Below are 14,103 nucleotides of genomic sequence, written 5' to 3'. Positions count from 1 at the left end.
GGCGCGGGCGTTCAGCGCCTTGGCCGGGACGTCGGGGCCGCGCAGCTCAGCGAGCTGGTGCCGGAGCGCCGTCCCCCGCGTCCGCGGGAGAGGCACTCGGCTCGGCTCGGGGCTCGCGGGGCCGGGAGATGTGCTCACCCGTCGAAGTCTGGCATCCGCCACTGACAACCGGGGCCGGTGCGGCTCCCGAGACGGCTGCGACAGGCGTCCGAACGGTCCGGAAACGGGCCTTGAGGCCTTCGAACCCACGCATCACGTACGGGGCCAGCAGCAGCCCGACGCCCATCACGGCCGCGCCGGCGACCGCGTCGAGGAAGTAGTGGTTCGCCGTGCCCATGACCACGATCGTCGTGATCAGCGGGTAGGCGACGCCGGCCGCCTTCGCCCAGCGCGTGCCGCCGAACCGCCACAGCATCACGCCGCACCACAGGGCCCAGCCGACGTGCAGGCTCGGCATCGCGGCGTACTGGTTCGTCATACCGCCGAGCCCGCGCGGGGCGCTCGCCTCGCCGCCCCACCAGCCGTACGAGCTGTACTGCGCCATCGTGTCCACGAAGCCGTGACTCGCGTCGAGCAGGCGGGGCGGGCAGGTCGGCATGAGCGTGAAGCCGATCAGGCCGATGAACGTGGACGTCATCAGCCAGGTGCGCGCCGCGCGGTAGCGCACCGCGTGCGAGCGGAACAGCCAGATCAGGATCGCCGGGGTGACCACGTAGTGCAGCGAGGCGTACCAGAAGTCCGCCGGGACGCCGAGCCACGCCTCGCGCGTGAACAGCCGGTTCAGCGGGTGCTCCGCGTTGATGTGCAGCGCCTTCTCGATCCTGAGGATCGCGAGGCCGTGGTCGACGGCGGTCGTGACGTCCCCGCGCGCGAGGAGGCGGCCCGCCGAGTAGCACGCGTACACCAGCAGGATCAGCGGCAGCTCCGCCCACCAGCGGAGCCGTCCCGGGGGAGCCTCCTGGGTGCCCGGTGTCTCGGTCTTCGGCATCCGATCGCCTCCCCTTCCGATCCTGGCGGCCAAGCCGTGTGGCCGTGTCACTTTACGGCGTATGCGCGCGCCCTCCCCGGGCGCCCTCGGCCTGTGAAGACGTCGTGATCGGCCACAGGGTTGCCCTGATCCGCAGTGCGCGATGATGGAGAAGTTCCCCTCGTGTTTTTCTCCCGGAAAGGTCCCCCATGGCACCGCGCATCCTGCTGGCCCGGCACGGACAGACGGCCTGGTCGCTGTCCGGCAAGCACACCGGCAGGACCGACGTCCCCCTCCTGGAGGAGGGCCGCCGGGGCGCCAAGCTGCTCGGCGAACGGCTCCACAGGATGCCCTACGACGGTCTCACAGAGGTCGAGATCCGCACGAGCCCGCTGGCACGCGCGCGTGAGACGTGCGACATAGCCGGGTTCGGCGAGCGCGCGACCCCCTGGGACACGCTCATGGAGTGGGACTACGGCGCGTACGAGGGGCTCACGCCCGCCGAGATCCAGGCCGTCCGCCCCGGCTGGCTCATCTGGCGCGACGGCGTGCCCGAGGGGGAGACCGTCGCGGAAGTGACCTCCCGCGCGGACGACGTCGTCGCCTGGGCGCGCGAGGCCGACCGGGACGTCCTGGTCTTCGCCCACGGCCACATCCTGCGCTCCATCGGTGCCCGCTGGCTCGGGCTGCCGCTGGATTTCGCGGCCCGGATACGCCTGAACCCGACCTCCCTGTCGGTACTGGGCTGGGCCTACGGCGAACCGGCGATCGAGAGCTGGAACGACTTGGGACACCTGTCCTAGCTACCCGGAGGCCGCCGGTTCATCCGCCGGCCCACCTGCGGGGACGGCGACCGTGAGACCGCCGTCCTCAAGGGCCGTCGCACTTCGAGACGACCGCCCCGCGCGCGTGCACGCGCCTCACAGCCTCCTCGGGCGCGAAGCACACCGTTCCAGGAACTCCGAGACGTCGGGAGTCCGGCGATGGGGGAGGAGCACGCGCGCGGTGTCGTCCAGCATGGACCGGATACGGGACGACTGGACGTGGTCCAAGAGATTCAGGACGCGCAGACCCGCGCGGGCGGATTCGTCGGGGCGGCCGTCGCGGGCGAGGTCGTCGGCCAGTTCGGCGGTGTACAGGGCCATGTTGCGGCTGAAGTCGGGGTCCTGGAGATCGGCGGCGTCCCGCGCGCGGCGGGCGGCCCGGGACCAGTCGCCCAGGGCGGACCAGCACTGCGCCTCCAGGCTCGCCAGCTCGGCCTCCCCGTAGAAGCTCATCCACTCGGGGTCGGCGTCCGAGTGGCCTCGCTCGTACAGGGCACGCGCGCGCGTGAGCGCCTGTGTGCAGCCCGTGGGATCTCCGAGCCCGGCCCAGCCGCCGGCCTCCCGCAGGGCCAGCAGGGACAGCAGCCGGTCGGAGCCGAGGGGACGCGCGACGCGCTGGGCGGCCTGCGCCGCGCGGACTGCCTCGCGCGGGCGCCCGGCGTCGCGCGAGAGGAACGCCGTGTTGCAGAAGGCGTGCGCCTCCAGTGCGCGGTCCCCGGTCATCCGGGCGGTCGCCAGTGCCTCCGCGTAGTGCGAACGGGCCTCCTCGTACCGCCCGGAGTCGTGGGCCAGCCAGCCCACCGAGATGGCCAGTTCCCCGGCGCCGGAGTACAGCCGGTCCGCGGTCGACTGCCGGGTCGTCCCGGCGTCCAGCAGCGCGTACGCGCGGCGCAGCGGTTCCGCCGCGCGCTGGTAGAGGCTGTCTCCGCCGTGGCGGTCGTCCAGCAGACGGATCCTGCGGACCGCTTCCTCCAGGGCGCTCGCGTCGCTCGCCCCGGCGCGGCGCGCGGGCCGCTCTCCGGAGGCGTACGCGTCGGTGGCGAGGCCCAGGGAGCCCAGCGAGACGGCCGCCACGGTGGCGCCCCCGCCGGTCATGAATGCGCGACGCAGCACGTCGCTCTCCTCGTGGTCGTGGTGCGTGTCGTACGGGTCCTGCGTGTCATACGGGTGACCCGCTCTCGGCGGTTCACCCGTCCCCCGCGCGGACTCGGGGGTGCGTGCGGGGCGCGGAATGTGCGCGCGGGCGTTCTCGGGGGCGCGCGCCCCGCGTCCGCGGACGGACGCGCGGGGGGCGAAGCCCAGGTCGGTGAGCGTGCGGCCGGGGAACATGTGCAGGAACACCCGTTCGTACGCGTAGTTGGGGCAGCGGATCTCGCCCGCCTCGACCCGCCCGATGTAGCGCGCGTCACAGCTGACCCGCTCCCCGATCTCCCGCGCGGCACGCCGCACCAGAGCGGCGAACTCGGCGGGCGAGCGCTGTCCGCGCAGGCGCCGGAAGGCGTGATTGGGGCGTGCGGGCCGGTCGGGACGGGGTGGGGTCACCGTTGACGACGCCATGGCCGGGTCCTCTCGTGCGAACCGTCGAACCATGCCGGTTTCAGGGGGATTTGACCGTGCGAAACCCTGTATCAGGGTGTATCCGGTGTATCCAACTGTTTCCGGCGGGCAAGAACGTACCTGCTGTTCCGGGGTCGCCACACGGGATTTGGCTACAAACCGGATATCTCATGCGCGATCTGCCATGAAGTGCCATCCTTTGCGGCTGATTTCCGCCGTAGCCGTTGACGGAGTGACGCGTTGAACGCTGTGGACTGCAATCGGGCTGCGCGGTGGAGGCCGGCATGGAGACCAGCCAGAGCAACAACCCCTGTACGACGCCGTCGGCGGCGCCGTGCGATCTCGTGACGGTGCCGACGCGCCAGGGCCTGGAGGCGGTCGACATCCTCCGCCGCGGCGCCTGCGACGCGGTCGGCCCCGTCCTGCACGACGACGACGGCCGCACCCTCGGCTTCCTCGTGCCCCCCGGCACGGCCGCCGCCTGGGACGTCCCCGGCAGCACCTGCACGGAGACCGACGGCCGCGGCCTGCGGCTCACCCCCGCCCCCCCTGTCGAAGGCTCCGACTGGCTCCTTCCCCCGGGCGACACCGGCACCGACCTCGCGACCGACCCCACTCAGCTGAGGCGTGCCCTCGGTGAGGCGGCCCGCCTCATCGAGGCGGCGGACAGCTGCCGCTGAACACGGCCTGGGGGAGCGGAAACGGTCCTTCAGCGGGTGGCAGGGCAGGCCGTTCGCAGCTCTTCCCCCTCGGTGCGGTCAGCGGTTGTCAGTGGGGGCTGCGACCATGGGGGCATGGCGAAGGGCAAGGGCGGTCGGCGCGGGGACGTCGAGGGTGTCGTGGAGGAGGTCGACGGCGGGCTGGCGCAGCTGGTGCCGGACCGGGACCGCGTGCGTGCGTGGACGCTGCTGATCGACGGGGCACCGCAGTCGCACGTGGATCTCGACGACCCGGGGTACCTGTCGTTCGAGTACCAGCGCCGGCTGGGACATGTGATCGACCTTGTCGCACCGCCCGGGAAGCCGGTCCACGCCGTGCACCTCGGCGGCGGCGGGCTGACCCTCGCGCGGTACGTCGCCGCGACGCGCCCCCGGTCGACCCAGCAGGTCGTCGAGCAGGACGCGCGCCTGGTCCAACTCGTCCGCCGGGAACTCCCGCTGGACCCGGGAGCCCGGATCCGCATCCGCTCGACCGACGCGCGCGAGGGGCTCGCGAAGGTCCCCGACGGCTGGGCGGACCTGGTGATCGCCGACGTCTTCAGCGGCGCGCGCACCCCGGCCCACCTGACGTCCACGGAGTTCCTCGACGAGGTCCGCCGCACACTCCGTCCGGGCGCCGTCTACGCCGCGAACCTGGCGGACGGCCCACCCCTCACCCACCTCCGCGCCCAGATAGCCACCGCAGCGGCCCGCTTCGCCCACCTCGCACTCCTCGCCGACCCCACGGTCCTGCGCGGGAAACGCTTCGGCAACGCGATCCTCGCCGCTTCCGACACGCCTCTCCCGATCCCCGAGCTGACCCGCCGCGCCGCCTCCGACCCCCACCCCGTCCGCATCGAACACGGCCGCGCCCTCACGGACTTCACGGGCGGGGCGACCCCGGTCACCGACGCGTCGGCGGTCCCCTCCCCGGCACCACCGGCGTCGGTGTTCCGCTGAGGGGGGACGGGGCGCCCACGCCCCGCACCCTCCTGGCGCCGGCTCCCGGGCACGCCCCCGGTAGCCCCCGTAAGACTCCGGACGGGGTGCGGCACGTCCCCTCCGCGTGCCGCACCCCGCGTACCCGTAGTACCTCCGAGGCAGGCGACGACCACCGCCTCGGAGGTACCCCCCCCGGAGGTGATACCTCCGGGCTACGCCACCCCGTCAGCCTCCGGCACCGCCTGCGCGGCCCCCCGCTCCAGCCCCGGCAGCACCCCGGTCCGAGCCACCTCCGCGTACCACCGCGCACTCGACTTCGGCGTCCTCTCCAGCGTCCCGTAGTCCACGTACACCGCCCCGAACCGCTTCCCGTACCCGTACGACCACTCGAAGTTGTCGAGCAGCGACCACAGGAAGTACCCCCGCACATCGGCCCCGTCGGCCAGCGCGTGCCGCACGGCGGCCAGGTGGGCGTGCAGGTACGAGATCCGCTCGGGATCGTGCACGTGCCCGTCCGCGTCCGGCTTGTCGTCGAAGGCCGCACCGTTCTCGGTGATGTACAGCGGCAGCCCCGGCGCCTCCCGGGTGTACCGCATGATCAGCTCGTGCAGCCCGGACGCGTCGATCGTCCAGCCCATCTCCGTCAGTTCGCCCGGCGTCTGGTGGAAGGCGACGTCGTCGGCGCCCGGCCAGGGGGTGTGCGCGCTGGCCCCGTGCCCGTCGGCCCGCCGCCCCGGCGCGGGCGCCCCGCCCGCCGAAACCAGCGTCGGCGAGTAGTAGTTGAGCCCGAGCGCGTCCAACGGCTGGTTCGCGGTGCGCAGATCGCCGTCCTGGACGAAGGACCAGTCGGTGACGGACGCGGTCGCCGCCAGCAGGCTCTCCGGGTACGCGCCGTGCAGGATCGGCCCGTGGAAGACCCCGTTCGCGAGATCGTCGATCTTGCGGACGGCCGCGAGGTCCGCCGGGTCCTGCGAAAGGGGCCGCACGACATGGGCGTTGAGGCTGAGCGCCACCGAGTTGCGGGCCGGCATGACGGACCGCAACGCCGAAGTGGCCAGCCCGTGGCCCAGGTTGAGATGGTGCGCGGCCTTCAGCGCGGCGGCCGGGTCGGTCCGCCCCGGCGCGTGGACCCCGGAGCCGTAGCCCAGGAAGGCGCTGCACCAGGGCTCGTTGAGGGTGATCCAGTGCTCCACCCGGTCCCCGAGAGCCTCGCCGACGATCTGCGCGTACTCCGCGAACCGCAGCGCCGTGTCCCGGGCCGGCCAGCCCCCGGCGTCCTCCAGCTCCTGCGGCAGGTCCCAGTGGTAGAGCGTGATCGCCGGCTTGATCCCGGCCGCGAGCAACTCGTCCACGAGCCGCCGGTAGAAGTCCAGGCCGACCTGGACGGCGGGCCCGCGCCCGGTGGGCTGCACCCGCGACCAGGAGACCGAGAAGCGGTACGCGGACAGGTTCATCTCCGCCATCAGCGCCACGTCGTCGCGGTAGCGGTGGTAGTGGTCGACAGCGATGTCACCGGTCTCACCACCGGCCGTCTTTCCCGGCGTACGGCTGAAGGTGTCCCAGATCGACGGGGTACGGCCGCCTTCCCGTACCGCCCCCTCGATCTGGTAGGCGGAGGTGGCAGAGCCCCAGAGGAAGGTGGAGGGGAAGGTGACAGGTGTAATGGGCTCAGTCATGGAAGCGCTCCCATAGGTGGTCGTCGAGACCGACGGAGAGTGGAGGGGGGATGGTGCGTGTGGGGGGTGATCCTGCGGGGGTTGTGCCCGGAGGTGAAACAGAGGACGGTCGAGGGGAGTTGACGGGCCCTGCCCTGAAGCGAGTTGGGCAACAAGCCTGGTCCGTACGGGAGTCGAGGAGCCGGGGCGACGATGACCCGGCTCCGTTCGTGTCGAGGGGCCGCGCAACCGTCCACGGAACAGCGGACGTTCACGCATCGAATCCGCCGCGTCCGGCGGTTCGTACGCCACCGGCCCGCGCGGACATCCGTGTCCGCACCCTGCCGACGAAACTCGACTCCCGTTCGGATCCTAGCCCTTGACCGCTCCCTGCATGATCCCTCCCACGATCTGCTTGCCGAAGATCGCGAAGACGAGGAGCAGGGGGACCGTGCCCAGGAAGGCGCCGGCCATGATGAGGGACTGGTCGGGGGTGTAGCCCCGGCCGAGGCCGGCCAGCGCGACCTGGACCGTGGGGTTGCCGGTCTGGCTCAGGACGAGGAACGGCCACAGGAAGTCGTTCCAGGACTGGACGAACGTCAGCATGCCGAGGACGGCCATCGCGGGCCGCGCCGTGGGGAACACGACGTGCCAGATGACCCGCCAACTGCTCGCCCCGTCCACCCGGGCTGCTTCGATGATCTCGTCGGGCAGCGCCTGGATCAGGTACTGCCGCATGAAGAACACCCCGAAGGCGCTCACCAGCGACGGCAGGATGACGGACTGGAGCTGGTCGGTCCACTCCAGCTTCGCGACCATCATGTACAGCGGGATGATGTTGAGTTGGGGCGGCACCATCATCGTCCCGATGACGATCAGCATCATCGCGCCCCGCCCCCGGAACCGGAGTTTGGCGAACGCGAACCCGGCGATGGTGGACAGGATCACGATGGTGAGCGCCGAAGTCCCGGCCACGATCGTGGTGTTGAGGAACGCCTTGCTGAGGTTGGCGTCGGTCCACGCCTTGTCGAGGTTCTTGAAGAGGTTGGAGCCGAACCAGAACGGGGGCGGCGTCTGGGCCAGCCGGTTGGTGTCCCGGGAGGCGGCGATCGCCGACCAGATCAGCGGGGCCAGCGAGCCGAACGTGAACACCCCGAGGACGATGTAGGCGATCGGGCCGCCGTGCAACTGCCCGCCCGCACGACCCGACTTGGCGAGCCGGCGGCGCGGGGTCTTCGGTGCCGCCTCCTCCGGGGCGGGCTTGGGCAACGTCGTCGTCACCGTCGTACTCCTAACTGCCACTGCTGGCGCGCAGGCGGCGCGAGATGACGTAGTTGACGATGCCGATCACGATGAGGATCAGGAACATCGCCCAGGCGATCGCCGAGGCGCGGCCCAAGTGCTGGTTGACCCAGCCCTGTTCGTACAGATAGAGGCCGAGCGTCTGGAACTGGTGCTCCTCGCCGCCGGACGCGCCCTTGCCCGAGTCGAACAGCAGGGGTTCGCCGAAGACCTGGCTCGCGCCGATGGTGGAGACGACGACCGTGAAAAGGATCGTCGGCCGCAGCGACGGCAGCGTCACGTGGACGAACTGCTTCCAGCGGCTCGCGCCGTCCAACGCGGCTGATTCGTAGAGGTCGTTGGGGATCGCCTGCATCGCCGCGAGGTAGATCAGCGCGTTGTAGCCGGTCCACCGCCAGATGACGATCGTCGAAACGGCGATCTGCGAGGCCCACTTGTCGCTCTGCCAGTCGACCTTGCCGAAACCCACCAGATCCAGGCCCCAGTTGATCATCCCGTAGTCGCGCCCGAAGAGCAGCACGAAGACGAGCGAGGCCGCGGCGATGGACGTCGCGTACGGCGCGAGGATGACGACCCGGTAGAAAATCGAGCCGCGCAGCCGGTAGTTGAGGATGTGTGCGAGGCCCAGCGCCATCATCAGCTGCGGCACGGTCGAGATGATGCCGATCGTCAGCGTGTTCTTCGCGGCGTTCCAGAAGAATTCGTCGTCGAAGATCCGCGTGTAGTTGCGCAGCCCCACCCACTTCATGTCGGTGGGTGCCGTCAGCTCGACCTGGTGCAGCGAGGACCAGCCGGTGTAGATCAGCGGGAACAGCCCGAAGGCCAGGAAGAGCAGGAAGAACGGCGAGACGAACGCGTAGGGACTCCACTTCATGTCCCGTTGCCAGCGCCGCGAGAGCCTGGCCCGGCGCCGCTGTTCCGTCTCGGAGGGCTCACCGGGCGCGGGGCGGCCCGGGGCCGCGCCCCCCTCGGTGGGGGGCGCGGCGGTGTCGTGACTGGCCATCCGGGTCACTTGTCCAGGCTGTTGTCGATGGTCTTGGTGGCGTTGTCCCACGCCTCCTGGATCGACTTGCCCTTCGCCACGAGGAGCACGCCGTTCTTGGTCAGACCGGTCTGGATGATCTGGTCCTTCGGGCCGACCGACTGGACCGGCACCTGCTTGGCGGACTCGGTGAAGATCTTGCCGATCGGGGCGTCACCGGTCATCTCGTTCTTGGCGCCGACGACTTCGGGTGCGGTGTACGCGCCGGGCGTGCTCGGGACGCTGCCCTGGACGGCGAAGAGCTTGGCGAGCTGCGCGGGCTGGGTGAGCCAAGTGGCGAACGCCTCGGCCTCCTTGGCGTGCTTGCTGGCCTTCGGGACGGCGAGGAAGGTGCCGCCCCAGTTGCCGACCTGCGGCGACTTGGCGACGTCCCACTTGCCGACCGCCTCGGGCTTCGACTTGCTCTTCAGGTAGCCGAGCATCCAGGGCGGGCAGGAGATCGCGGCGAACTTGGTGTTGGCGATGGTCTGTTGCCAATCCGGGTCGAACTGCCCGATCGGCTGCACGAGGCCCTTCTGCGCGGCCTCTCCCGTGAGATCGAAGGCGGACTTCACCGCGGGGTTCGTCTTGTAGATGACTTCTCCGGCGGCGTTGTAGTACTTGTCCTTCTGGCTGCTGATGATCGCGTTGAACAGTCCGCCCGGCGAATCCATGAAGTAAGTCCCGCTGGGCGCCTTGCTCTTGTACTGTTCACCGACAGTGATGATCTTCTTCCAGTCACCCGCCCACAGCTGGCTCACCTTGTCGCGGTCGGTGGGCAGCCCCGCGGCCTTGAAGAGGTCCGTGCGGTAGCAGATGGCCATCGGGCCGATGTCCGTGCCCAGGCCGATCGTCTTGCCGTCCTTGGTCGTCGCCTGCGACCACTTCCAGTCCAGCCAGTTGCTCTTGACGACCCCCTCGGCCTTGCCGATGTCCTCGAACTTGTCCGCCTGCGTCGCGACGACCTCCGCGATGTTGCCGACCTCGATGGCCTGGATGTCCATCAGACCGCTGTTGGTGGTCAGGTGGTTGAGCAGCGCGGGGTAGTAGTTGTCGTTCGACTCGATGACGTTGTCGGCGATCTTGATGTCGGGGTGGAGCTTCTCGTACTCGGTGTAGAGACCGGCTTCCTTGAAGCCCTGCGCACCGAAGAGGCCGAGGGTGATCGTCGTCTTCCCCTTGCCACCGCCTCCGCCCGAGGCCGAAGGGTCGTCAGAGCCGCTGCCGCCGTCGTCGGCACAGCCGGCCAGCAGCCCGGCGCCCAGCGACACGGCAGCCGCCAGGACCACCACCCGACGGGAGGTTCGGGAACCTGCTCGCATTGCGTCCTCCTGTTGCCCTGACGTGCCGACCCCCCGGCCAACTGCATGGTTGGACCCGTTCTTTTCTCGCTGCGGCTCGGGCGGGGAACGTGCGGGATGTGTATGTGTCAGGTACTGTGGGAGCGCTCCCACAAGTGATGTGTTGAAGAGTCGTCGGTTCCGGCGAGGGTGTCAAGGGAGTCGACGCGGAGAGATGCGTTCAGTTATCGGGACGTTAACTGAGAGCGGTGTCCGTCGGTTTTCAGCCGGGCGGTGCCACGCGGGCGAGGGTGCGGTGCGGGCCGTTTCAGGTCAGGACAGGGCTGTTAGATTCCAGGACAGTGCGTAGCGAACGAGGGAAGGCGGGGCCCATGGCAACCCACGGAGCGCGGGGCCGCAGCGGTGGCCGCCCCACCCTTGAGGAGGTCGCCGCGCGCGCCGGGGTCGGCCGGGGCACCGTCTCGCGGGTGATCAACGGCTCCCCGCGCGTCAGCGACGCCACCCGGGCGGCCGTCGAGGCGGCCGTCGCGGAGCTCGGGTACGTCCCGAACACGGCCGCCCGCGCGCTCGCCGCCAACCGCACCGATGCGATCGCGCTCGTCGTCCCCGAGCCGGAGACCCGGTTCTTCTCCGAGCCCTACTTCTCCGACATCCTGCGCGGCGTCGGCGCCGAACTCTCCGACACCGAGATGCAGTTGCTACTGATCTTCGCGGGCAGCGACCGGGAGCGCAAACGGCTCGCCCAGTACCTCGCCGCGCACCGCGTGGACGGCGTCCTGCTGGTCTCCGTGCACGCCGACGACCCCCTCCCCGACCTGCTCTCCCAGCTGGAGATCCCCTCCGTCATCAGCGGTCCCCGCTCCGCCGCCGAGACCCTGCCGTCCGTCGACTCCGACAACTACGGTGGCGGCCGGTCCGCCACGGAGCATTTGCTCTCGCGCGGGCGGGAACACATCGCCCACATCACCGGTCTGTCCGACGTGTACGGCGCTCAGCGGCGCGTCGACGGGTACCGGGACGCGATGGAGGACGCGGGCCGGGAGCCCCTGATCGAACCCGGAGACTTCACGGAGGAGAGCGGTTACCGGGCCACCCAGCGGCTGCTGTCCCGTAGTCCCCTACTGGACGCCGTCTTCGCCGGTTCCGACGTCATGGCCGCCGGCGCCCGCCAGGCCCTCCGCGAGGCCGGACGCCGTACCCCGGAGGACGTAGCTCTCGTGGGGTACGACGACTCCGCCATCGCCCGCCACATGGACCCGCCCCTCACCAGCGTCCGCCAGCCCATCGAGGAGATGGGCCGCCACATGCTGGACCTCCTCCTCACCGAGATCGCGGACCGCCGTCCGGCGGTGTCCCGGGGGCTGGAGCGGCGGCAGGTGGTGGTGGCCACGGAGCTGGTGGTCCGGGCGTCGTCCTGAGGGGGCGGCTGCGCCGGGCTTCGGCAACGCCGGGCCGTCGGTACCGGGCTCGCCAGTGGCGGGGTGCGGGCGGGGGAGAGGGTTCCGGACGTCTCGCGGGGCGGCCCGAGAGTCCAGTCGACGGTGAACAGCCGGACGACCCGAGGGCCCGGCGGAACGGTTCGCGGGCATCCGGGAGTTGGCGGGGAAGTGCGGGAGGGTGTCGGGGTGGGGGAGTTGCGAGTGTCGGGGTTGAGATCGCTGGGGCCTAAGGTGTCGAAGGGCCAGGGAAGCTGGGGGTGTTGAAGCAAGGAGGAGCCAGCGGCGCCAAGTCGCGGCACCCGCTCATGCCTCACCGGTTCCGCACGGATCGAGCGCTGCGCGCACCTGCTCAACTCCCGCCCGCCCCACACTGCTCCAGCGCCACCTGCCCCCGATCAACTTTCGCCGGTTCCACACCGCTCCACCCCCGCCCGCACCCGCTCCAGCCCCTCCACCCGCAGCCGCCCCCGATCCGGCATCCGGTCCCCCTCCCGCCACCGCCATGCCGAGAACAGCGCCCAGTTCAGGGCCCGGCAGCGCAGGATCAGGTCTCGGTCGGTGCCCTCGCAGTGTTCGTCCACCTCTTCCGGCGCGTGGGCGAGGTCGAACTCGACGGGGCCGTGGCAGCACGTGGCGAGGTCCACGAGGAGGGGGCCGTGTTTCGTGTGGAGAACGTTGCCGGGATGCGGCTCGCCGTGCAGCAGTTGGTCGCGGGACCGGTCCTCGCTGATCGAGGCGCCGAGCCCACGGAGCGCGCCGAGGAGGAACTCCCGCTCGGGGCCGGGAAGTTCGGGGCACCTCTCGGACACCTCTGCCAGCGCCGCGGTGACGCGGTCGGTGACGTGGGGCGCGTTCAGGGGGGTGTTCCGGTCGATCCGGCGCAGGGCGGCGTGGTGCCGCGTCAGCACATCCGCGTAGGCGCCCGGCGAGATCTCCGTCCCCACCGGCTCGTAGTACGTCCAGAGTGAGACGACGAAGCCCTCACGTACCCGGACGCGCGGCTCCACCCGGGGATCGAGTTCCCCCACCGGAGCACCGGCCTCGGTGAGCCGCCGGGCGACCTCCACCTCGAACACCGAGTCGGCCGTCTGCTCCGCCGGCGCGACCCGGGCCAGCGAATCACAGGGCAGCAGCCGCAGGGCGGCCCGGTCGGAGTCGTGGACGACTTGGACGTCGTCCACCCGCAGCCCCAGCCCCGTAGCGGTGGCCCGCGCCGCTTCGACCGCACGCGGAAGATCTGATGGCCTCATACCCGTCCCCCTCAGGTATCCAGTGGACCGACCCGGACAACACCCCTAAACACGACTAAGGGCCGACCTGCCTGAGCAGATCGGCCCTTAGCCCGATGAGGGTGAGTAACGGGACTCGAACCCGCGACATCCTGGACCACAACCAGGTGCTCTACCAGCTGAGCTATACCCACCATGACCGGCGCTGGAGTTTGTTCTTTTCCGACCGGCCGAGAAAAAGTGTACAGGGTCCGAAGGGGTGCTCGCGCACGGCTTTCGCGGCGCCCCTTCCCGGTGGACCTGCGGAGCTACTGGCTCGCGGGGAGGACGTGGCGGGCGGCGATGGACTTCGCGGTCTCGGAGTCAGGACCGGGCTGCGGGACGAAGATGGCGTCGCGGTAGTACCGCAGCTCGGCGATGGACTCACGGATGTCCGCGAGGGCGCGGTGGTTGCCGTTCTTCTCCGGGCTGTTGAAGTAGGCGCGCGGGTACCACCGGCGGGCCAGCTCCTTGACGGAGGAGACGTCGACGATGCGGTAGTGGAGGTAGGACTCCAGCGCGGGCATGTCCCGGGAGAGGAAACCGCGGTCGGTGCCGACGGAGTTCCCGCACAGGGGCGCCTTGCCGGGCTCCTTCACGTGCTCGCGGATGTACGCGAGGACCTGCTCCTCGGCCGCCGCCAGCGTCGTACCGCCTGCCAGTTCGGCCAGCAGTCCGGACGAGGTGTGCATCTGACGCACCACTTCCGGCATCGTCTCCAGCGCCGCGTCGGGCGGGCGGACGACGATGTCGACCCCCTCGCCGAGCACGTTCAGCTCGGAGTCGGTGACGAGGGCGGCTACCTCGATGAGAGCGTCGTCGGACAGCGAGAGGCCGGTCATCTCGCAGTCGATCCACACCATGCGATCGTTCATGCGTCCACCCTAAGGCTGACATCCACCGATCGGGTGTACCGCGACCTGGGGAAGCTCCCCGGTAGTAGGGGGTCTACGGGTCGTACGGGTCACAAGGGGCGCATAGCCCGGTGCGGCTCTCGCGTACTACGGGGCGCACGCCGCGTCCGGCCGGCCCCCGGAGGGAACCGGCACCGGGCCCGGAAGGGTCTCCCCCTCCGGGCCCGGTGCCAGAACGCTCGGCCCGGTCGGCCGGCCGGCGTGCTCACGCCCCG

Annotated in this window: 12 protein-coding genes and 1 tRNA gene; 4 read left to right on the top strand and 9 right to left on the bottom strand. The window is 70.7% G+C overall.

The features are described 5' to 3' along the window. Positions 1-46: 46 nt before the first annotated feature. Positions 47-988, bottom strand: a complete 942-nt coding sequence (locus ACVNF4_RS22320; RefSeq protein ID WP_461804637.1) for a phosphatase PAP2 family protein — start codon at positions 986-988, stop codon at positions 47-49. A gap of 188 nt (positions 989-1,176) precedes the next feature. On the opposite strand from ACVNF4_RS22320, the gene ACVNF4_RS22315 reads away from it, so the two are divergent. Further along, entirely contained in the window at positions 1,177-1,770 is a 594-nt protein-coding gene (locus ACVNF4_RS22315) for a histidine phosphatase family protein (protein WP_461804636.1), read from the top strand. Between the two features lie 117 nt (positions 1,771-1,887). Here the strand turns inward: ACVNF4_RS22315 and ACVNF4_RS22310 are convergent, their stop codons facing one another. Next, positions 1,888-3,348, bottom strand: coding sequence for a hypothetical protein (locus ACVNF4_RS22310; RefSeq protein WP_461804635.1), 1,461 nt, complete (start codon positions 3,346-3,348; stop codon positions 1,888-1,890). A 284-nt stretch (positions 3,349-3,632) separates the two neighbouring features. Here ACVNF4_RS22310 and ACVNF4_RS22305 point away from each other — a divergent pair, with 284 nt between their 5' ends. Next, positions 3,633-4,028: a hypothetical protein gene (locus tag ACVNF4_RS22305; RefSeq protein ID WP_461804634.1), complete on the top strand. Its 396-nt coding sequence runs from the start codon at positions 3,633-3,635 to the stop codon at positions 4,026-4,028. Between the two features lie 114 nt (positions 4,029-4,142). Continuing rightward, positions 4,143-5,006 carry a spermidine synthase gene (locus ACVNF4_RS22300; RefSeq protein ID WP_461804633.1) on the top strand — a complete coding sequence of 288 codons (864 nt, stop codon included), beginning with the start codon at positions 4,143-4,145 and terminating at the stop codon, positions 5,004-5,006. Positions 5,007-5,200: 194 nt separating this feature from the next. Here ACVNF4_RS22300 and ACVNF4_RS22295 read toward each other — a convergent pair whose 3' ends face one another. The 4 genes from ACVNF4_RS22295 to ACVNF4_RS22280 all read right to left on the bottom strand — a co-directional run bounded on the left by ACVNF4_RS22295 (position 5,201) and on the right by ACVNF4_RS22280 (position 10,288). Then, positions 5,201-6,664, bottom strand: coding sequence for a GH1 family beta-glucosidase (locus ACVNF4_RS22295; protein ID WP_461804632.1), 1,464 nt, complete (start codon positions 6,662-6,664; stop codon positions 5,201-5,203). A 351-nt stretch (positions 6,665-7,015) separates the two neighbouring features. Beyond that, positions 7,016-7,924: a carbohydrate ABC transporter permease gene (locus tag ACVNF4_RS22290; RefSeq protein WP_461804631.1), complete on the bottom strand. Its 909-nt coding sequence runs from the start codon at positions 7,922-7,924 to the stop codon at positions 7,016-7,018. Between the two features lie 10 nt (positions 7,925-7,934). Then, entirely contained in the window at positions 7,935-8,948 is a 1,014-nt protein-coding gene (locus ACVNF4_RS22285; protein WP_461804630.1) for a carbohydrate ABC transporter permease, read from the bottom strand. A 5-nt stretch (positions 8,949-8,953) separates the two neighbouring features. Further along, the gene (locus tag ACVNF4_RS22280) at positions 8,954-10,288 is read right to left on the bottom strand and encodes an ABC transporter substrate-binding protein (RefSeq protein ID WP_461804629.1); all 1,335 of its coding nucleotides are present in this window, start codon (positions 10,286-10,288) and stop codon (positions 8,954-8,956) included. A gap of 350 nt (positions 10,289-10,638) precedes the next feature. Between ACVNF4_RS22280 and ACVNF4_RS22275 the strand changes: the two genes are divergently transcribed. Then, the gene (locus tag ACVNF4_RS22275; RefSeq protein ID WP_461804628.1) at positions 10,639-11,685 is read left to right on the top strand and encodes a LacI family DNA-binding transcriptional regulator; all 1,047 of its coding nucleotides are present in this window, start codon (positions 10,639-10,641) and stop codon (positions 11,683-11,685) included. Positions 11,686-12,101: 416 nt separating this feature from the next. On the opposite strand, the gene ACVNF4_RS22270 is transcribed toward ACVNF4_RS22275, so the two are convergent. From ACVNF4_RS22270 to orn, 3 genes are all read right to left on the bottom strand, one after another. Next, positions 12,102-12,956, bottom strand: a complete 855-nt coding sequence (locus tag ACVNF4_RS22270) for a phosphotransferase (protein ID WP_461804627.1) — start codon at positions 12,954-12,956, stop codon at positions 12,102-12,104. A 100-nt stretch (positions 12,957-13,056) separates the two neighbouring features. After that, positions 13,057-13,129 (bottom strand) — tRNA-His (locus tag ACVNF4_RS22265). Positions 13,130-13,243: 114 nt separating this feature from the next. Continuing rightward, positions 13,244-13,849, bottom strand: a complete 606-nt coding sequence (orn, locus tag ACVNF4_RS22260) for an oligoribonuclease (protein WP_461804626.1) — start codon at positions 13,847-13,849, stop codon at positions 13,244-13,246. Positions 13,850-14,103 lie beyond the last annotated feature (254 nt).

The sequence above is a fragment of the Streptomyces sp. S6 genome (assembly GCF_054880855.1).
This window is presented reverse-complemented; position numbering and strand designations above follow the sequence as displayed.

What these genes read in the sequence shown, in the direction of transcription:
- ACVNF4_RS22320 (WP_461804637.1), bottom strand. Translation starts at nt 988, where the DNA reads ATGCCGAAGACCGAGACACCGGGCACCCAGGAGGCTCCCCCGGGACGG.
- ACVNF4_RS22315 (WP_461804636.1), top strand. Translation starts at nt 1,177, where the DNA reads ATGGCACCGCGCATCCTGCTGGCCCGGCACGGACAGACGGCCTGGTCG.
- ACVNF4_RS22310 (WP_461804635.1), bottom strand. Translation starts at nt 3,348, where the DNA reads ATGGCGTCGTCAACGGTGACCCCACCCCGTCCCGACCGGCCCGCACGC.
- ACVNF4_RS22305 (WP_461804634.1), top strand. Translation starts at nt 3,633, where the DNA reads ATGGAGACCAGCCAGAGCAACAACCCCTGTACGACGCCGTCGGCGGCG.
- ACVNF4_RS22300 (WP_461804633.1), top strand. Translation starts at nt 4,143, where the DNA reads ATGGCGAAGGGCAAGGGCGGTCGGCGCGGGGACGTCGAGGGTGTCGTG.
- ACVNF4_RS22295 (WP_461804632.1), bottom strand. Translation starts at nt 6,664, where the DNA reads ATGACTGAGCCCATTACACCTGTCACCTTCCCCTCCACCTTCCTCTGG.
- ACVNF4_RS22285 (WP_461804630.1), bottom strand. Translation starts at nt 8,948, where the DNA reads ATGGCCAGTCACGACACCGCCGCGCCCCCCACCGAGGGGGGCGCGGCC.
- ACVNF4_RS22280 (WP_461804629.1), bottom strand. Translation starts at nt 10,288, where the DNA reads ATGCGAGCAGGTTCCCGAACCTCCCGTCGGGTGGTGGTCCTGGCGGCT.
- ACVNF4_RS22275 (WP_461804628.1), top strand. Translation starts at nt 10,639, where the DNA reads ATGGCAACCCACGGAGCGCGGGGCCGCAGCGGTGGCCGCCCCACCCTT.
- ACVNF4_RS22270 (WP_461804627.1), bottom strand. Translation starts at nt 12,956, where the DNA reads ATGAGGCCATCAGATCTTCCGCGTGCGGTCGAAGCGGCGCGGGCCACC.
- orn (WP_461804626.1), bottom strand. Translation starts at nt 13,849, where the DNA reads ATGAACGATCGCATGGTGTGGATCGACTGCGAGATGACCGGCCTCTCG.